The 18,391-nt window shown below is 69.8% G+C and carries 13 protein-coding genes; 8 read left to right on the forward strand and 5 right to left on the reverse strand.

Translation table 11 applies throughout. The features are described from left to right. Window positions 1-14: 14 nt before the first annotated feature. A complete protein-coding gene (locus AB0H62_RS34880) occupies window positions 15-1,268 on the reverse strand; it encodes an MFS transporter (RefSeq protein ID WP_220243936.1) in 1,254 nt (417 codons plus the stop codon). Window positions 1,269-1,359: 91 nt separating this feature from the next. On the opposite strand from AB0H62_RS34880, the gene AB0H62_RS34885 reads away from it, so the two are divergent. Then, window positions 1,360-2,334, forward strand: a complete 975-nt coding sequence (locus AB0H62_RS34885; RefSeq protein WP_360590823.1) for an aldo/keto reductase — start codon at window positions 1,360-1,362, stop codon at window positions 2,332-2,334. Between the two features lie 3 nt (window positions 2,335-2,337). On the opposite strand, the gene AB0H62_RS34890 is transcribed toward AB0H62_RS34885, so the two are convergent. Continuing rightward, window positions 2,338-3,708 carry a wax ester/triacylglycerol synthase family O-acyltransferase gene (locus AB0H62_RS34890; protein ID WP_360590825.1) on the reverse strand — a complete coding sequence of 457 codons (1,371 nt, stop codon included), beginning with the start codon at window positions 3,706-3,708 and terminating at the stop codon, window positions 2,338-2,340. Between the two features lie 162 nt (window positions 3,709-3,870). Between AB0H62_RS34890 and AB0H62_RS34895 the strand changes: the two genes are divergently transcribed. From AB0H62_RS34895 to AB0H62_RS34915, 5 genes are all read left to right on the forward strand, one after another. Continuing rightward, entirely contained in the window at window positions 3,871-5,502 is a 1,632-nt protein-coding gene (locus tag AB0H62_RS34895) for a thiamine pyrophosphate-binding protein (RefSeq protein ID WP_360590827.1), read from the forward strand. Continuing rightward, window positions 5,502-7,559, forward strand: coding sequence for a hydantoinase/oxoprolinase family protein (locus AB0H62_RS34900; protein ID WP_360590933.1), 2,058 nt, complete (start codon window positions 5,502-5,504; stop codon window positions 7,557-7,559). The genes AB0H62_RS34895 and AB0H62_RS34900 overlap by 1 nt, the downstream gene beginning before the upstream one ends. Beyond that, the gene (locus AB0H62_RS34905) at window positions 7,553-9,238 is read left to right on the forward strand and encodes a hydantoinase B/oxoprolinase family protein (RefSeq protein ID WP_360590935.1); all 1,686 of its coding nucleotides are present in this window, start codon (window positions 7,553-7,555) and stop codon (window positions 9,236-9,238) included. Before AB0H62_RS34900 ends, AB0H62_RS34905 begins: the two co-directional genes overlap by 7 nt. Window positions 9,239-9,241: 3 nt before the next feature. Next, window positions 9,242-10,027, forward strand: coding sequence for an SDR family oxidoreductase (locus AB0H62_RS34910; RefSeq protein ID WP_360590828.1), 786 nt, complete (start codon window positions 9,242-9,244; stop codon window positions 10,025-10,027). 403 nt (window positions 10,028-10,430) lie between these two features. Beyond that, complete coding sequence (locus tag AB0H62_RS34915; RefSeq protein ID WP_220243931.1) at window positions 10,431-11,000, forward strand: ATP-binding protein; 570 nt, start codon at window positions 10,431-10,433, stop codon at window positions 10,998-11,000. A gap of 181 nt (window positions 11,001-11,181) precedes the next feature. Here AB0H62_RS34915 and AB0H62_RS34920 read toward each other — a convergent pair whose 3' ends face one another. Together AB0H62_RS34920 and AB0H62_RS34925 are read right to left on the reverse strand one after the other, a co-directional pair. Continuing rightward, window positions 11,182-11,673, reverse strand: a complete 492-nt coding sequence (locus AB0H62_RS34920; protein WP_220243930.1) for a DUF4231 domain-containing protein — start codon at window positions 11,671-11,673, stop codon at window positions 11,182-11,184. 49 nt (window positions 11,674-11,722) lie between these two features. Then, the gene (locus AB0H62_RS34925; protein WP_220243929.1) at window positions 11,723-13,696 is read right to left on the reverse strand and encodes an NPCBM/NEW2 domain-containing protein; all 1,974 of its coding nucleotides are present in this window, start codon (window positions 13,694-13,696) and stop codon (window positions 11,723-11,725) included. 165 nt (window positions 13,697-13,861) lie between these two features. Here AB0H62_RS34925 and AB0H62_RS34930 point away from each other — a divergent pair, with 165 nt between their 5' ends. Next, the gene (locus tag AB0H62_RS34930) at window positions 13,862-15,043 is read left to right on the forward strand and encodes a CoA transferase (protein WP_220243928.1); all 1,182 of its coding nucleotides are present in this window, start codon (window positions 13,862-13,864) and stop codon (window positions 15,041-15,043) included. 15 nt (window positions 15,044-15,058) lie between these two features. After that, complete coding sequence (locus AB0H62_RS34935; protein WP_255638424.1) at window positions 15,059-16,315, forward strand: aminotransferase class III-fold pyridoxal phosphate-dependent enzyme; 1,257 nt, start codon at window positions 15,059-15,061, stop codon at window positions 16,313-16,315. On the opposite strand, the gene AB0H62_RS34940 is transcribed toward AB0H62_RS34935, so the two are convergent. Further along, complete coding sequence (locus tag AB0H62_RS34940) at window positions 16,312-17,394, reverse strand: DUF2891 domain-containing protein (protein WP_220243927.1); 1,083 nt, start codon at window positions 17,392-17,394, stop codon at window positions 16,312-16,314. The two genes, AB0H62_RS34935 and AB0H62_RS34940, sit on opposite strands and share 4 nt — an antisense overlap. Window positions 17,395-18,391 lie beyond the last annotated feature (997 nt).

Genomic DNA, 18,391 nt, shown 5'->3' on the forward strand with positions numbered 1-18,391 from the left:
GTTTCGCGGCGGCTTCAGGTGGCCGGCGCCGTGTCCGCGGCGACCGGGCGCCGGCGCACCAACCCGCGTACCTGCCGGCTCGACAGCGCGAGCAAAGTCGCCATCACGATCAGCACACCGCAGCCCAGCAGCACGGGCTCGCGGCCCAGGTGCTCGACCAGCGGTCCCGCCGCGATCTGGCCGATGGGCATGGCCGCGAGGGAACCCAGCACGTCGTAGGAGTACACGCGGGCGAGGCGGTCCTCGGGGATGTTCTCCTGCAGGGACACGTCCCAGATGACGCTGAACTGCTCCATCGTCAAGCCGGCCAGGGCCATCGTCAGCAGGAGCGGCACCAGCGCGGGCCACAGGCCCAGGCTGAACATCGGCAGGGCCTCCGTCATCACCAGCAGCACGCCGACGAACATCGCGCGCCGGGGTTGCCAGCGCGCGGCGATGAGGCCGCCGAAGATGGAGCCGACCGTCTCGATCGCGAGGGCGAGGCCCCAGCCCGTGCGGCCGAACGTCTCGTCGGCGACGACCGGGCCGATCACGACGAGCGTGCCGAGGCCGGCGGCGTTGACGAAGGCGAACTGGACCACCACGATCCACACCCACGCGCGCGAGCGGAACTCGTGCCAGCCCGCGATGAGGTCGGCGATCGGGTGGCTCGCCTCGACGCGGGCGCCGCGCGGGAGGCGGATGCCGCGGTAGGCGACGGCGGCGGCGAGGAACAGCAGCGCGTTCACCGCGACCGCCCAGCCCGAGCCGGCCACGGCGACCACGATCCCGGCGACGCCGGCGCCCGCGACGCGGCCGGTGTTGGTGAGCAGGCGGAGCAGGGCGTTGGCCTGGCTCAGCCGGCCCCGCGAAACGGTCTGGGGCGTGATGGCCGCCGCGGCAGGCAGGGAGATCGCCGCGACCGCGCCGTTCACCGCGCTGAGCCCGACGAGGAACGGGATCGACGCGAATCCACAAAGGACGCTCACGGCGAGCGCGCCCTGCGTGATCGCCGCGGCCGCCTCGGTGCCCTGCATGATCACCGAGCGGGGCAGGCGGTCGGCCAGCACGCCGCCGAACAGCACCAGCGCGACGTTCGCGACCGAGCGCACGCCCACCACGAGCCCGAGGTCGACGGCCGAACCGGTGAGGTCGAGCACGGCGAACGCGAGCGCCACGGGGGCGACGGCGTTGGCGAAGGTGGCGAGTGTCCGTCCGGTGGCGAGCGCGCGGAAACTGCGGCCGCGCAGGGGCTCGAGGAGGCTCACGGCGAGCGAGTATCCGATCATCGGCACATCCGGCACAACTCGATATCCGCTGGCCGGGACGCACGCCACAGGTGTGGTGCGGGGCCGTGGCCCGTGTGCTCTCCTAAGGATCATGCGTACGACGATTCTGGGCAGGAGCGGCCTCGAAGTATCGAGGATTGCCTTCGGCACGTGGCAGCTCGGCGGGCAGTGGGGTTCCTTCGACGAGGACACGGCGATCGCGGCGATCCGGCACGCGCGTGAGCTCGGCGTGACCCTCTTCGACACCGCGCAGGCCTACGGTGCCGGCGCGGCCGAGCAGCTCCTCGGCAAGGCGCTGCGCAGCGAACTCGAGCACGACCGCGACAGCGTCGTCATCGCGACCAAGGGCGGCACGAAACCGCGCGCCGAACGGGCCCGCGACTCCCGCCGCGAGTGGCTCACCCAGGGTGTGGACAACAGTCTGCGCCTGCTCGGCGTCGACCACCTCGACCTCTACCAGATCCACTGGCCCGACCCCGAGACGCCGGCGGCGGAGGTCGCGGCGACGCTGCAGGAGTTCGTCGACGCGGGCAAGGTGCGCCACATCGGGGTCTCGAACTACACCGCTGCCGAGCTCGCCGCCTTCGACGAGACGCGCCCGGTGGAGACGCTGCAGCCGCCGTACCACCTGTTCCGCCGCGGCATCGAGACCGATCCGCTGCCCTACGCTCGTGAGCACGACATCGGTGTGCTCGCCTACAGCCCGCTCGGCAGCGGCCTGCTCACCGGCACCTTCACAGCCGATTCGTTCTTCGACGAGTCCGACTGGCGCTCGAAATCCTCGGCGTTCCAAGGTGAAAACCTGAGGCACAACCTGGAGATCGTCGACGAGCTCGCCAAGTTCGCCGCCGAGCGGGGCGCGTCGGTCAGCCGGTTCGCGATCGCCTGGACGCTCGCCCAGCCCGGCGTCCACGTCGCCATCGTCGGAGCCCGCAAGCCGCGCAACATCGAGGCCAGCACGGCCGCCGCCGACCTCGACCTGACGCCCGAAGACCTCGCCGAGATCGAGCGCATCACCGCCGGCGCCATCCAGGTCGGCGGCGCCAGCCCGGAAGGCATCGCGTAAGCCCTACTTGACGCCCGTCGCCCCTTCCAGCTCCGCCAGCGCCGTGTCCAGGTGCGTGAGGATCCGCTGCAGGTGCGGCACGCTGCGCCGGCAACCTGTGATGCCGAAGTCGAGGTTGTCGCCGTTGCTGGTCAGCGTGATGTTCAGCGCCTGACCGTCGAGCAGCACCGACGCGGGGTAGATGCCGTCGAGCGCGGCCCCGTTCCAGTACATCTGCTTGCGCGGGCCCGGGACGTTGGAGATCACCAGGTTGAACGGCGGCCGCGTGTTGTTCACGACGCCCGGGATCGGCGACGCGCCCAGCTGCGCCACGTTGACGCCCGAGAGCAGCAGCGTCTGCAACGGCGTGAGCTCCGAGAAGAGCTTCTTGCCGTTGGTCATCGAGGTGTGGATCGCCGAAAGCCGCAGCGCCGGGTCGGACAGGTCGGTGCCGAGGTTGCACAGCAGCGCGCCGATGTTGTTGCCGCTGGCCTCGCCGGCGTCGGCCTTGCGGCGCAGCGACACCGGCACCATCGCGATCAGCGGCGCGTCCGGCAGGGCGCTCTGCTCGATGAGATAGTCGCGCAGCGCGCCGGAGCACATGGCGAGCACCACGTCGTTGCGGGAGACGCCGGCGGCGGTCGCCACCGCGCGCACGCGGTCGAGCGACCACGACTGCGCGGCGAACCGGCGCGCGCCGCCGATCGGCACGTTCAGCATCGTCTTCGGCGCCTGCATCGGCAGCGTGAGCGTGTGCTCGCGGAACGCCTCACGCGCCACCTTCGCCGCGGCCGGCGCGATGCCCGCGACCTGGTCGAACGTCTTGCCCGCGAGGCTGAACAGCGACGGTTGCGCGTGGCCGTTGCCGTTGGTCCCGTTCTGCCGGCTGCCCCACGGCGGCGGGCAGTCGAGATCGTTCGGGTCGTCGGACAGCGTGCCCTGCAGGTGGCGCAGCGCGGAGACGCCGTCCATCAGCGAGTGGTGGATCTTGGAGTACATCGCGAACCGGCCGTCCTGCAGGCCCTCGATGAGGTGGATCTCCCACAATGGCCGGTGCCGGTCGAGCAGCGTGCTGTGCCAGCGGGAGGTGACCTCCAGCAGTTCGCGGATGCGGCCCGGCTGCGGCAACGCGGAGTGGCGGAAGTGGTAGTCGAGCTCGAGCTCCGCGTCGGCGGCCCAGCGCACGTACCCGGCGGTGTTCACGGGCCGGCTGGGGCGGCGCCGGAAGACGCTGCGCATGTTGTCGGTGGCGAGCATCTTCTGGCGGAGATCACTGAGGTAGTTCTCGCCCGCGTTCTCCGGTTTGCGGAACAGCTGCAGGCCGCCGACGTGCATGGGGTGTTCGCGGGTCTCGACCATCAGGAACATCGAGTCGGTCACGGGCATCAACGGCATTTTCCGACCACCTTCCGCCACGCAGGGGGCATCGGCGCTCCCCGGAGCCCGAGTCTACGCACGATGCGGCGTTGTCTGGCCAGTACCACATAATTGCTGGTGGCAAACGGTGTCCGGTGACGACCGTGCGGTGCTTTCCGCACGGTGGATACAGTGGCAGCTGTGGCAGGACGGACTGGTGCTCAGCATCTGGGCGACGCGCTGAAGGCACTCGGGACCGAAGTCGTGTTCGGGCTCCCGGGAGTGCACAACCTGCCGCTGTGGGAGGCGTTGGCGGAAGCGGGAATCCGGATCGTCGGTGTCCGGCACGAACAGACCGCCGGGTTCGCGGCCGACGGTTATGCCCGCGCCACGGGAAAACTCGGTGTCGCGCTCGTGACGACCGGGCCCGGCGCGGCCAACACGCTCGGCGCCGTGGGCGAGGCGATGGCCTCGGCCGCGCCGGTGCTCGTGGTCGCGACCGACATCCCGTCCACACTCAAGCGCCCCGGCGTGGTGCGCGGCGTGCTCCACGAAACGTCCGACCAGCAGGCGATGTTCGCGCCGGTGACCAAGGCCGGGTTCACCGTCCACCGCGCCGACCAGATCGGCACCACCGTGCACCGCGCGTCGCGGCTGGCGCTGATGCCGCAGACCGGCCCGGTGTACCTCGGCATCCCGACGGACTACCTGCGTGAGATCTCGGAGCCGAGCGGACCGCCGAAGCCGCTGGCTGAGCGGGTGCTCGACCTGCCGGATCTGGCCCGCGCCGCCGAGCTCCTCTCCGGCGCCCGGCGTCCGTTGATCTGGGCCGGCGGCGGCGCCTTGCGTTCGGAGGCGGGCGAGGCCATCGGCAAACTCGCCGAACGCCTGGCCGCTCCGGTGATCACCACGTTCGCCGCGCGCGGGCTGCTGCCGCTCGATCACCCTTGCCTGGCCCCGAATCCGGTGCACGCCCCGGAGGTCGGCGAGCTGTGGGACGAGGCCGATGTGGTGCTCGCGATCGGCACCGACTTCGACGGCCTGATGACGCAGAACTGGCTGATGCCCGCGCCGCCCAAGCTCATCGCGGTGAACGTGGACGCGTTCGACGCGGGGAAAAACTACAAACCGGACATCACGTTGGTAGGTGACGCCCGCCGCGTCGTCGAGTCGTTGCGCCCGGCCAGCCGGCCGGGCCTCGACGAGCTGACCGTGCGGCTGGCGTCCATCGGCCGCCGCGTGCGCCAGCGCATCCGCACCGACGAGCCGCAGGCGGCCGACTTCCTGTCCACTTTGGAGGAAGTGCTCCCGGAACCTGCCATGCTGGTCACCGACATGTGCGTGGCCGGGTACTGGATCGGGGGTTTCCACCGCGTGCGCGCGCCGCGCCGGCTGGCCTACCCGATGGGCTGGGGCACGCTCGGCTACGGCTTCCCCGCGTCGCTCGGCGCCGCCGCCACCGGAACCGGGCGCGTCGTGTGTGTGACCGGCGACGGCGGTTTCCTCTACGCGGTGGGCGACCTCGCGACGCTCGCGGAGGAGCAGCTGCCGGTGACGGTCGTGGTCGTCGACGACGGCGGCTACGGCATGCTGCGCTACGACCAGGACCAGGAAGGCCTGCCGCACCGCGGCGTCGACTGGGACAGCCCGGATTTCGTCGGCCTGGCGCGGTCGTTCGGAGTGCACGCCGACCGCGTGTCCGGGTTCGGACGGGCGTTCCGGCGGCTGCTGAGCGAGTTCATCGAGTCGGACGAGCCCAACGTGCTGGTGGTGCGGGCGAAGCTGAAGCCTCCGGTGAACACGTCCCCACGGTGGCCGCGGAAGCCGCGCTGATGGCGGGCCTGCGGGTCGGCGTCGACATCGGCGGCACGTTCACGGACCTGTGTGTGCTCGGCGAATCCGGGGTCGTCGCGGTCGGGAAGGTGCTCACCACCCACCGTGAGCCGGCTCTCGCGGTCGCCGAAGGCCTGGCCGGGGTGTTCGCGCGCACCGGGCTGGACTTCGGCGACGTAGAGCAGCTCGTGCACGGCACCACGCTGGTCACGAACGCGCTGATCGAACGCAAGGGCGCGCGCACGGCGTTGCTCGCCACGGCGGGGTTCCGCGACGTGCTCGAGATGCGCCGCGAGCACCGTTACGAGCTCTACGACCTGAGCCTCGAACTGCCCGAACCGCTGGTGCCCCGGTACCTGCGCTTCGACGTGCCGGAGCGGATCCTGGCCGACGGGACCGTCCACACGGGACTGGACGAGGAGTACGTCGCGCGGCTGGGCCGCGAGCTCGACGCGCGGGGCATCGACGCAGTCGCCGTGTGTTTCCTGCATTCCTTCACCAATCCCGCGCACGAGCGGCGCGCGGCCGAGGTGCTCGCACGCGTTGCGCCGCGGCTGCGGGTGGCGCTTTCGTCCGAAGTGGTGCCCGAGATCCGCGAGTTCGAGCGGACGTCGACCACGGTCGCCAACGTCTATGTGCAGGACCTCGCCGAGCGGTACCTGGCGGATCTGGCGCGCCGGCTGCACGAGCTGGGGGTGCGGCCCGCGCCGCACATCATGTTGTCCCACGGCGGGATCGCGACCGTCGAGACCGCGGGCCGGTACCCGATCCGCATCCTCGAATCCGGTCCGGCGGGCGGAGCGCTCGCCGCGTCCGCGTTCGGCGTCGGGGCCGGGGAACGCGAGCTGCTGGCGTTCGACATGGGCGGCACGACGGCGAAACTCTGCCTGGTCGCCGACGGCGCGCCTCTGGTGACGCACGAGTTCGAGGTCGGCCGCGAATACCGGCTGCTGCCCGGCTCGGGGCTGCCGGTGAAGGTGCCGGTGACCGACATGATCGAGATCGGCGTCGGCGGCGGCTCGATCGCGCGCGTGAACGCGCTGGGTTTGCTGACCGTCGGCCCGGATTCGGCGGGGTCGGAGCCGGGGCCGGTGTGTTACGGCCGCGGCGGCACCGAGCCGACGGTCACCGACGCCGACCTGTTGCTGGGTTACCTCGACCCCGCGTATTTCTTGGGCGGCGGGATGGCGCTCGACGTCGAGGCCGCCCGCGAGGCTGTTCGTGCGAAGATCGCTGAGCCGCTGGGCGTGAGCGTCGAGGAAGCGGCCTGGGGCATCCACACGAGCGTGAACGAGGACATGGCCAACGCCGCGCGCGTGCACGCCGTGGAGCGCGGCAAGGATCCGGCGAAGCTGCCGATGTACACGTTCGGCGGCGCGGGTCCGGTGCACGGCGCCGGTGTCGCCCGGGCACTCGGGGCGCCGACAGTGGTGGCGCCGCCGGCCGCAGGCGTGCTGAGTGCGCTGGGGTTTCTGACGGCGCCACTGGCGTTCGACTTCGTGCGTTCGGCGCGGGCGGCCGTGCTGGATCTGTCGTGGGAGGACGTCGACGCGCGGTTCGCCGAGATGGAGGCCGAGGGCGCGGCGCTGCTGCGGGAGTCCGGTGTGGACGGTGTGGACGTGACGCACGCGCGCGTCGCCGAGATGCGGTATGCCGGCCAGGGGTACGAGATCCGGGTGCCGGTGCGGGCCACAGCGGAGTCTTGGCCGGACGCGCTGGTCGCGGATTTCACGGACGTCTATCGGTCGTTGTACCGGCGCAGCGGACCGCCGGTGGCGGTCGAGGTGCTGAACTGGCGGGTGGTCTCGTCGGCGCCGGCGCCCGAGGTTTCGTTGCGATTGAAGGAAATCGAGCCTGGACGAGCATCGGCTGGCAGCCGTCCGGCCTACTTCACGGGTGGATTTGTCGACACGGCGGTGGTCGACCGCTACCGGCTGCGGCCCGGCGATTGGGGGCGTGGCCCCGCGATCGTGCAGGAACGCGAGTCGACGGTGGTCGTCCCGCCGGGCGCGCGCTGCGTGGTGCGCGGCGACGCGAGTCTGGAGGTGAGCTGGTGACCGACCCGATCCTCGTGGGCCTGATCGGCAACCGGCTGCACTCGATCCTGGCCGAGCAGCAGAACGCGCTGGTCAACACCGCGTTCTCCGCGGTCGTGCGCGAATCGCTCGACCTCGCGTGCGCCGTGTTCGATTCGCGCGGCGAGATGATCGGCCAGTCGACCGGCGGCACGCCCGGCCACATCAACGCGATGGCCACCGGCCTGCGCCACTTCGTCGCCGAGTACCCGCCGGAGACGCTGGAGCCCGGTGACGTGCTGCTCACCAACGACCCGTGGCAGACGGCAGGGCAGATCAACGACATCACCGTCGCCACGCCCGTGTTCGCGGGCGGCCGGCTGGTCGCGTGGTTCGCCTCGTGCTGCCACGCGCCGGACATCGGCGGCCGGCTCGTGTCCGCGGACGCGACGGAGGTCTTCGAGGAGGGCCTGCGGCTGCCGATCCTGAAGTTCCTGCGCGCCGGCGAGGTGAACGCCGATCTGGAACGGCTGATCCGCGCCAACGTCCGCACACCCGAGGAGACCATTGGCGACCTGTATGCGCAGGTCGCGGGCAACGACGTCGGCGCGGCGAGCCTCGTACGGCTGCTGGAGGAGTTCGGGCTGGCGTCGCTCGACGACGTCGCCGCCGAGATCATGAACCGCTCCGAACGCGCGCTGCGCGAGGCGATCACCGCGTTGCCGGACGGCGTGTACCGCAACGAGCTGGTGACCGACGGCTTCGACGACGAACCGGTCGTGCTGCGCGTCGCGGTGACCGTGGCGGGCGACGAGATCCACGTGGACTTCGCGGGTTCGTCGCCGCAGAGCCGGCGCGGGATCAACGTGGTGCTGAACTACACGCGGGCGTACGCGTCGTTCGCGGTGAAAGCCGCGATCTCGCCGGAGGTGCCGCACAACGCGGGCTCGTTCCGCCCCGTCCACGTGACCGCGCCGGAGGGTTCGGTACTCAACTGCGTGGCCCCGGCGCCCGTCGCGTCGCGGCACCTGATCGGGCACTTCCTGCCGTCGTTGCTGATCGGGGCGCTGCCGGGCTGCCCGGTCGCGCCGAGCGCCGACGCCCTGTGGATGACGATCTGGCGCGGCGAGGGGTTCATGTCCACGGTGTTCCAGACCGGCGGCATGGGCGCGCGCGTGTCCCGCGACGGCCTCTCGACCACGGGTTTTCCCAGCGGTCTGCGCTCGACGCCCACCGAGGTGATCGAGACGAGCGCGCCGCTGGTGCAGGGCGTGCGGGAGCTGCTGGTGGACTCGGGTGGCGCCGGGCAGTTCCGCGGTGGGCTGGGGCAGCGGACGACGATGGGTCTGCGGGGCGATTTTCCCTGGAGTGTCAACGGGAACGTCGACCGGGTGCGGGCCGCTGCGTCCGGTGTGGACGGTGGTTCTCCGGGCGCCCTCGGCCGGTTCGGGCTGGTTTCCGGAGCTGATCTGCCCGTCAAGAGCCGCATCGCCTTGGCTCCGGACGCCGAGGTCGACGTCGTCCTGCCCGGTGGCGGCGGCTACGGCGACCCGCGGCGGCGCGCCGTGGCAGACGTGCTGGCCGACGTGGTGGCGGGGTACGTTTCCGCGGAGGCGGCGGAGTCCGTCTACGGCGTGGTGGTGCGGTACACCGGCGCGCCGGACGCGCTGGTCAGGCTGCCGGAGGACTACGAGGTGGCCGAACTTCGAGGGAGGGACTGAACGATGGCTCGGTTGGCCGGCAAGGTCGCGGTGATCTTCGGGGGCGCGCGGGGCATCGGCCTCGCCACCGTGAAGGAGTTCCTGGCCGAGGGCGCCGTGGTTTTCGCGAGCGACATCCGCGAGCCGGCTGCTCAGCTGGACGGCTACCGCCACTCACTCGTGGACGCCACCGACGAGACCGCGGTCAACGACTTCGTCGCGGGCGTCATCGAGGACGCGGGCCGCGTCGACGTGCTGGTGAACAACGTCGGCGTCCACCTCGCCAAACCCCTCACGGAGACCACGCTCGAGGACTTCGACACCATCTTCGCGCTCAACGTCCGCACCGCCTTCCTCGGCACGCGCGCCGTGCTGCCCCACATGCTCGCGCAACGCTCCGGCAGCATCATCACGACGTCGTCCAACGGCGGCGTGATGGGCCGTCCGAGCGACCCGGTCTACAACGCCACGAAGCACGCTTTGGTCGGCCTCACGAAGTCCCTCGCCGTCGCCCACGCTCACCAGGGCATCCGCGCCAACACCGTCAACCCGGGCGCCATCGACACCGACATGCTCCGCTCGACGTTGGCCTCCCCCGACGACTTCGAGACCAAGCAGCACCAGCTCGTGGCCAGCACACCCGCAGCCCGCGTCGGCGAGGCCACAGAAGTCGCCAAGGCCATCCTCTTCCTGGCCACCGACGAATCCCGCTTCATCAACGGCGCCGTCCTCCCCATCGACGGCGCGAAGTCCGCCGGCGCGATGCCCTCGAACCGCTACAGCCTGGACTTCGACCTCGGCGTCCGCTGACCGCCGGCCCCAACGCGGCGTTGGTTGTGCCCGTCCTCGGCGCGCGCGTTGCTGTTCCCCCGTCGTGCTCCGAGGTCGCCGTGAAGACGTCTCGCAAACCATCGCCGCGTTGCGGGGCGCCGTAGTGGCCGCTGAACAGGACAGCGCTGGCTCCAGTGCTGACGTTCAAGCGCAGGACAGATATCCGTCCCCACAGGTATCGACGGTCCGCTACGATCAAGGCATGTGCTGCTGCGCTTCCATGACTACAACCGCCGCTTAGCGGCGGTATCGCGGTTCCCGTAACCGCGGTCATTGCCTGCCCCACGTGGGGCAGTGCCAGGACGTACCGCCGGATCAGTGTCCTGCCGGCAGTCACTCATATTCCTGTGACGCCGGGTCGTCCCGCCTGATCAGGGAAGTCATGTCTCAGTCGCAGCGTTTCGATTCACAACACCCGCGTGCCGCCACCCTGCTCCTGATGGTCGGGCTCCCGGGGGCCGGGAAAACCACCCGCGCCCAAGAGCTTGCCGCAACCCACCGGGCACTGCGGCTGACCCCGGATCACTGGATGATCCCGCTGTTCGGCGATTCGATGGCCGACGGAAAGCGCTGGGTGCTCGAAGGGCGGCTCATCTCGGTCGCCCTACAGGCGCTGCGGCTGGGGACCAGCGTCGTACTCGACTTCGGGCTCTGGAGCCGCGACGAACGGTCGGCACTGCGCTGGCTTGCCCGGTCGGTCGGGGCAGCATGCCAGGTGGTCTACCTGCCCGTGGACAAGGACGTCCAGCTCGCCCGCATCGCGCGCCGCCAGGAAACAACACCGCATCAGACGTTCCCGATGAGCGAGGCCGATCTGGATGCGTGGCGGGAGCAGTTCCAGGTGCCTGACGCCGCCGAACTCGACGGGCGCAAGATTCCCGCCCCACCGGCGGGCTGGCCGAGCTGGCCGGAGTGGGCGGTAGACACATGGCCCTCGTGCACAGACAGCTAAGCCGCCCGGCGCGCCAATCGGTCACCAACCTTCGGCGATAGCGCTCACCTCAGGCGAGCGAGTTCTGCGGTCGGCTCGCATTTGTCGTGAAGCGTGATCAGCTCTGGTCCGAATCGGTCGATGTACGTGGCCGACCGTCAACGCAATCCAGCTTCGGGGTGCACACCCAACCCCAACACCCCTACGCCGGCGGTTTGATCGCGTGCCCCCCATTCCCCAACTTCTTCCTCCTCGCAAACCACCCATCCCTCAACTCGGCACCGAGCTCCTCATGCCGGGTGACCAGCACCCTCACCGCCTCCTCATCGGAAACGTCATACGGCGCGATCCCGTACAAATACGCCGTCGCATCCCTTTCCAAAGAAAACCGCAGCCGCACGTACTCGATCCAGTCGTCATGGAACCCCAGCACCGTCCGGATCGTCGTCGCGATCAACACCAGCGCTCCGGCGATCGCGCTGAACGCCACGTCCCACCGCAACGCCGCGAACACCGGCACCGCCGCCGCGCAGGCGACGCCGACGAACTCCGTGGTCACGTAGTGGATGCGGCTGCGGCGGGCGTGGTCGCAGAACCACGCCCACCGCCGCACGACCACTTCCGGCAGCGGTTTCCCGTTGCGGGTTCCAGTGATCATCCAGTGCTCAGCCGGCAGGGCCTCCGTCGACGCCATGCCGCATTCTCCCGCCGCCGCCTGGCGTGTGTGAATGGTTCGGACCGATTCAGCAGCTCACCGCCGCGTCAGCCCAGTCTGCGTGATCGGTGTTGTTCCCGTCCCCGCCATCCGTCACGACCAGGTCCAGCACCTGCACCCCACCCAACGGCACGTCGAGCGCCTGCGCCGCCGAGCCATGGCGGAACACGTCCGTCGAAGCCAGCGTCTTCCCATCCCCGCGGACCTCGAACGTCACGCTCCCCGTGGCGAACTCGTCATCGAGTCCGACGACCGAATGGAACGTCTGACAACCCCCACCCAGATACACCCGGACCAGCGAAGGCGCGTGCGCCCCAAGGCCATCCGAATACACCTGGCCGTTGATCGTGATCGGGTTCCCGTCGCCGGCCTGGTTCTCGCCGTTGCTGGTGCCCCGCTCGACCGGGCCCCAGCCGTTCTCAGTCAGCAAGAACGGCGCCTTCGACATCGGCGTCACTCCGGCAGCGAACGGTGTCACGACCGGTCCACTCGCGTCAGCCGACAACGAACGCCGCCCCCAGCCCGTGAAGTAGGTGGCTTTCGCCGACATCGCGACCTGTGCGCCCGGCTTCACGGGCTTCACCGTCACCGACCGTTCCCACGACTTACCCGGCGCAACTGCGGGCACGAGCACGTCACCACGCCCGTCGAGCTGCCAGCCGGACGGCGCCGACACCGTCACCCGAGCCGCGGCGAGCGGCGTGCTGCCGTCGTTGGTCAGTCGGACGTGAGCCGTGAACGGCTTCCCAGCAGGGAAGTACGATCCCGCGTCAAGAGACAACGTCGCCGCCGGTGCGGCAGCCGGGAACTTGGCCGGCCACACCCGGAACACCGCCGCCCCGTGGCTCGGCACGGTCGCCCGCAGCGTCCCGGCGCTCTCCGTCTCCGCACCCGTCCACAGGTCACGCACCCGGAAATCGCGCCCGGACAGACCGATCTCCGACGCGTTGCTCGACATCGTCGCGGCGGAAATCCCGCGGTTGAACAGCACCACCGCGGCCGAACCGTCGGACATCGGCTTGGTCCACACCTCGGTGTCGCCGTCGTCGCGGACCTTGTGGCCCTGCACGCCCGCCCAGTCCTGGTCGAGGGCGACGACGTCCTTGTTCGCCAGGATCGCCTTCGTCGCGGCCGGCATGGAGCGGACGTCGTTGCCCGCGAGCAGCGGCGCGTTCATCAGCGACCAGAGTGCGAAGTGCGAGCGGTACTCGGCGTCGGTCATGCCGCCGTTGCCGACCTCGAGCATGTCGGGGTCGTTCCAGCCGCCGGGGCCGGAGTACTTCTCGAGCCCCACCTGCTGGTCGAGGATGCCGGTCATGCTGGTCCAGTTGTCGCTGATGTCACCGGTGGTGCGCCACAGCTGCGCGCCGGAGGTCTTGCCCCACAGCCACGGCTGGTTCTCGCCCCACTCGCACAGCGCGTAGATCATCGAGCGGCCGGTCTTCTTGATCGCGTCGCCCATCTTCGTGTAGCGCTCGATGGCCGGGCGGCCCTCGTTGTTGCAGTTGTCGTACTTGAGGTAGTCGACGCCCCAGTCGGCGAAGGTCTGCGCGTCGACGTCCTCGTGGTCGAGGGCGCCGGGCATGGTCTTCGCGCAGGTCTGCGTGCCGGCGCTGGTGTAGATGCCGAGCTTGAGGCCCTTGGCGTGCACGTAGTCGGCCAGCGCCTTGATACCGCTCGGGAAGCGTTCGTGGTTGGGCTCGAACTTGCCCTCGGCGTTGCGGTTCTGCTCGGCCCAGCAGTCGTCGATGTTCACGTACTGGTAGCCGGCGTCGCGCAGGCCGCTGCTGACGATCGCGTCGGCGGTCTCGCGGATGAGGGTCTCGTTGATGTTGCAGCCGAACTTGTTCCAGCTGTTCCAGCCCATCGGCGGCAGCGCGCCGGTTTCCTGCTGGACGGCGTGCGGGGCGGCGGGGGCCGCTTCCGCGCTCGCCGGGGTGAGGGTGGTGGCCAGGCCGGTGGTCAGGCAGGCGACCGCCAGCAGGCCCACAAGACGACGCATGAATTCCTCCCGGAGTGCACAACTCAACTACTCAAAGCGGCACATACTTCCTCAAGAATCAACAGGAGTGAACGGTTCACGTCAATGGGCCGTTGGTAGGTAATCCGTTGGCCGGGAGGTAGAAAGGAGGCGTAGGTCCGCGACGACGCCCCGAGGAGCCGCCCCATGCCCGAGGTCCGCCCGCTCGACGGTCTCAAGGTCGTCGACCTCTCCCGGATCCTGGCTGGGCCGTACTGCACGCAGTACCTCGGCGAGATGGGTGCCGACGTCGTCAAGGTCGAGCCGCCCGGCCACGGCGACGACACGCGCCTGTGGGGCCCGCCGTTCGTCGGCGACGAAGCCGTGTACTTCCTTGCCGCCAACCGCAACAAGCGCGGGATCGTGCTCGACCTCAAGTCCGAACGCGGCCGCGAAGCCGTGCGCCGGCTCGTGGCCGACGCGGACGTGCTCGTCGAGAACTTCCGCCCGGGCACGCTGGAGCGGTGGGGCCTGTCGTACGCCTCGCTGTCCGAGCTGAACCCGCGGCTGATCCACGTGTCGATCACGGGCTTCGGCCAGACGGGGCCGTACCGCGACCGGCCGGGCTACGACCTCGTCGCGCAGGCGCTCGGCGGCGTGATGGGGCTGACCGGCGAGCCTGACGGCGCGCCCGCCAAGGTGGGCCTGCCCGTGGCCGACCTCAACGCGGGCACGTGGGCGATCATCGGCGTGCTGATGGCGCTGCAGGCTCGCCACACCACCGGGCGCGGCCAGTACCTCGACGTCTCCCTGCTCGACGCGCAGCTCGCCTGGCACATCTACGCCGCCGGTGCGCACTTCTACGACACCCCGCGGCCGCGTCGGATGGGCTCGGCGCACCCGAGCATCGTCCCGTACCAGGCGTACCACGTGTCCGACGGCTGGCTCGTCATCGCCGTCGGCAGCGAAAAGCTGTGGCGCGCGTTCTGCGGGGTTCTCGGCCTGGACATCGCGGAGGACCCGCAGTTCTCGACCAACGCGGCGCGGGCCGCGCACCGCGACGAGCTCAACGCGTTGCTGGAAGAAGTGCTGGTCACGCGCACCGTCGACGACTGGACGAAGGCCCTCGACGCGGCGAGCATCCCGGCCGCGCCGATCAACGACATCGACGACGTGTACGCCGACCCGTGGACCGCCGCGCGCGACCAGGTCGTGCGGCTGCCACACCCAACCGTCGGCACCTACCTCGGCACGGGTTTCCCGGTGAAGGCCTCGGACACGCAGCCGCGGCCGACGTCGGCGCCACCGGTGCTGGGCCAGCACACGGCGGAGGTGCTCGCGGAAATCGGGTACTCGGAGTCGGAGATCGCCGAGTTCCTTTCGTTGTGACACAAGGAGGATTACATGGAGAACCCGCTGTGGCACCCGTTCGCGGACATGGGCGCCGTGGACGGCGACCGCTTCGTGATCACGCGCGGCTCGGGCTCGTACGTGTGGGACGACGCCGGCCGCCGCTACTTCGACGCCACGGCTTCGCTCTGGTACGCGAACTTCGGCCACGGGCGGCCTGAGATCACCCAGGCCGTGACGGCGCAGCTGGAGAAGCTGGATTCGTACAACCTGTTCGGGTATTACGCGAACGAGCCGGCGTTGGAGTTGGCTTCGCGGCTCTCTTCGCTTGCTCCGGTGCCGGGTTCGAAGGTGTTCCTCGGCTCCGGCGGTGGTGATGTCGTCGACACGGCGGTGAAGATCGCTCGGGCGCACTTCGTCCACACTGGACGGCCGGAGAAGACCCACATCATCGGGCGGACGCAGGGGTACCACGGGACGCACGGGTTCGGCACGGCCGTGGGCGGGATCCCGGTGAATGCCGAGGGGTTCGGGCCGATGCCTTCGGGGTTTTCGCATGTGGCGTATGACAGTGTTCCGGCGTTGGAGGCCGAGATCCTGCGGGTGGGGGCGGATCGGGTTGCCGCGTTCTTCTGTGAGCCGGTGATCGGTGCCGGGGGCGTGTTGTTGCCGCCGGAGGGGTATCTCGAGGCCGCGGTGGAGGTTTGTCACCGTTACGGCGTGCTTTTCGTGGCGGATTGCGTGATTGCCGCGTTCGGGCGGTTGGGGACGTGGTTCGGGATTGATCGGTGGGCGGTTCGGCCGGATATGGTGACGACTGCCAAGGGTCTCACCGGTGGGACCATTCCGTTGGCCGCGTTGCTGGTTTCGCCGGAGGTGGCGGCGCCGTTCTTCACGGGTTCTGCCGGGGCTCCTGTTTTGCGCCATGGGGCTACTTATGCGGGGCACCCGGTGGGTTGTGCTGCTGCGTTGGCGACGTTGGACATTTATGAGAAGGACGGGTTGATTCCGCGGGGGAGGGATCTGGAGAAGCCGTTGGCGGACGCGCTGGCCGGGGCGGCTGAGCATCCGTTGGTCGCGGAGGTTCGGGCTGGGCTGGGGTTCTTGGCCGCGGTGGAGCTGTCGGCGGAGGTACTGGCGGCGGACCCCGGGGCGCCGGGGAAGTTGCAGCGGCTGGTGCGGGACGAGGGGGTTTTGGTGCGGCCGTTGGGGAAGGGGATTGCGATGTCGCCGCCGCTGGTGGCGGGGGACGAGGAGCTGGATTTACTGGCGGCGGCCATTCCTGCGGCACTTTCTCGGCTGCAGGCTTAGGTTTCCGCTCGTTGCGGGGCGTTCCGCGTTGGGGCGCCCTTTCCTGCGTGGTCGCGTTCGCCGGCGGTCAGGTAGAGGACGGCGTAACAGGCCAGCCAGTGTTCGACCATGTAGTCGCTGCCGCTGACGTGGTCGAGCTCCGGGTCCGCGTGGGCTTCGGCGGCGGAGGCCAGGAGGGGTTGGCGCGGGTCGGCGGCGGGGAGGCTGTCGGCCAGGCGGAGCCAGCACCAGGCGCGGCTGAGGTTGAGGCCGCGGAGGTGGGCGATCTGGCCGTCGCTGTCGTCGGACACCGTGGCCGGGGTGAGGAGCGCGGCCGGGAGCTGGGGGAGGAACCGGTCGAACCAGGCTGCGAAGTCTTTTGGTGGCAGGAGGCCGGCCTGCAGCTCCGCTTCGGTGAGGGCGGGCGACAGGAAATCGGCGCCGGAGGGTTCCCAGTTGGCGGGGTAGTCGGCGTCGGTGCTGAACCAGTGGGTGGCGGCGTCTTGGATGGCGGTGAGGAGGGCTCCGTCGCCGGCTGCGGCTTGGCTTCTGGCGTAGGGGAGGGCACGGGAAAGACCGAAGGCGCTGTTGTTGTGCGCGCCGGTGCGGATGGGGTAGGTCTGTTTGGGGAGCCATTGCAGGAAGGCGTCGGTGACTGCGGCCGACAGGGGTGCGAGGTTGGCCGACCAGGTTTGGGCGTCGGGGTCGTCGCAGGTGGCGATTTCGTGGTGGAGCATGAGGGCCCAGCCCCAGCCGTAGGGGCGGGCCCGTGATCCCTTGGTCCGGAACGTCTCGGCTTCGCCTTCGAGGGCGTCGGCGGTGAGGTGCTCGTTGAGTGCGGTCCGGATGTCGTCGGTGGGTACTGCGTCTGGGGTTGTGCGGAGCAGCCGAACCAGGAGCCAGTGCATCTCGACGCAGGAATGCCAGTCGTAGCAACCGTAGAAGGCTGGGTACAGGTCGCGCGGACGGTTCGGGAAGTCCCCTGGGAACCGCATCGTGCTGCGGATGTCGTTGGGGAACTCTTTCCTGATGTTGCGCAGGGCGGCCGCGCTGTACGCGGCGGCTCGGGAAAGCAGCTGGGTCTCTCGCCGGGACGTCATGGGTGTGCGGGCCTCCTGCCACTGGACGCTTCGGGCCGGTCGTCATTGTCTCCGGCCTACGGACGACACGCATCACCCCACACAAGCGGGTCTGACCGCAAGATCCTCAGCCACACCGCCCACAACTTGCCACGGTGGGCGGCAAGTTGTGGGTCCGATGGGCGAGTTGCCGTACCTGATGGCAAGGTGAGGCACTCGTGGCAAACCTGGAGGCGAAATGGCAAGCCTCGCGCCTCTTGCCCTGCCATTGCCTCGGCAACGTGCGACATCCGGTGGCAAGGTTCCGCACCGATTGGCAAGGCGCCATGGATGTGGCATGACATCGAGGTGTGCCACAGCCACAGCCACCGCCACTGCCTTTGTCGTGGCAAGACGCGGCGGGCAGCGGCGAGGTTCCGCGCGGATTGGCAGGGTGCCGCGTCAAGTGGCAAGAGGTCGCGCCGGTGGCGTGGCGCTGAGGTGGATGGCAAGTGTTGTTCGCTTGGCATGTGCCGTTGCTGTGGCGATGTGCGGCTTGCGGTGGCGAGGTGCCGTGCTGATTGGCGAGGCGCCTCGCGGAATGGAATGGGCCAGCGCGGAGTGGCATGTTTCCGTGCTGAATGGCATGGACCAACGTTGAGTGGCACGTGCGCGGTGGGGATGCTTTTGGTGGAATCCGCTGGCCTTGGTCCCGTAGCCTGTGACGGAATGATCACGGGGAGGGGTCGCAAGTGAGCTTCACGGCGGTGGCGGACACGCTGAGGACGGCGGGCAGATCCGCTGGTGAGAAGGTGGTCGGCCTGCGGGGCGCGGACTGCGCAGAACCGGTGGGGCAGGTGGCCGGGGCTGTGCCGGGAGGGCAAGCGGCGGCTGCTGCGGGTCGGTTCCGCGAGGCCTGGGCCGTGACGTTCACCGAGTGGTGCACCGAGGCTCAGCGATTCGCCGACGGTCTGATCACCGCTGCTGATCGGTACCAACAGGGTGACCATGCTGCGGCCGGGGTGTTCCCGGCCGCAGC

The organism is Amycolatopsis sp. NPDC050768 (assembly GCF_040654155.1).
Classification (GTDB): domain Bacteria; phylum Actinomycetota; class Actinomycetes; order Mycobacteriales; family Pseudonocardiaceae; genus Amycolatopsis.

What these genes read in the sequence shown, in the direction of transcription:
- AB0H62_RS34880 (WP_220243936.1), bottom strand. Translation starts at nt 1,268, where the DNA reads ATGATCGGATACTCGCTCGCCGTGAGCCTCCTCGAGCCCCTGCGCGGC.
- AB0H62_RS34885 (WP_360590823.1), top strand. Translation starts at nt 1,360, where the DNA reads ATGCGTACGACGATTCTGGGCAGGAGCGGCCTCGAAGTATCGAGGATT.
- AB0H62_RS34890 (WP_360590825.1), bottom strand. Translation starts at nt 3,708, where the DNA reads ATGCCGTTGATGCCCGTGACCGACTCGATGTTCCTGATGGTCGAGACC.
- AB0H62_RS34900 (WP_360590933.1), top strand. Translation starts at nt 5,502, where the DNA reads ATGGCGGGCCTGCGGGTCGGCGTCGACATCGGCGGCACGTTCACGGAC.
- AB0H62_RS34910 (WP_360590828.1), top strand. Translation starts at nt 9,242, where the DNA reads ATGGCTCGGTTGGCCGGCAAGGTCGCGGTGATCTTCGGGGGCGCGCGG.
- AB0H62_RS34915 (WP_220243931.1), top strand. Translation starts at nt 10,431, where the DNA reads ATGTCTCAGTCGCAGCGTTTCGATTCACAACACCCGCGTGCCGCCACC.
- AB0H62_RS34920 (WP_220243930.1), bottom strand. Translation starts at nt 11,673, where the DNA reads ATGGCGTCGACGGAGGCCCTGCCGGCTGAGCACTGGATGATCACTGGA.
- AB0H62_RS34925 (WP_220243929.1), bottom strand. Translation starts at nt 13,696, where the DNA reads ATGCGTCGTCTTGTGGGCCTGCTGGCGGTCGCCTGCCTGACCACCGGC.
- AB0H62_RS34930 (WP_220243928.1), top strand. Translation starts at nt 13,862, where the DNA reads ATGCCCGAGGTCCGCCCGCTCGACGGTCTCAAGGTCGTCGACCTCTCC.
- AB0H62_RS34935 (WP_255638424.1), top strand. Translation starts at nt 15,059, where the DNA reads ATGGAGAACCCGCTGTGGCACCCGTTCGCGGACATGGGCGCCGTGGAC.
- AB0H62_RS34940 (WP_220243927.1), bottom strand. Translation starts at nt 17,394, where the DNA reads ATGACGTCCCGGCGAGAGACCCAGCTGCTTTCCCGAGCCGCCGCGTAC.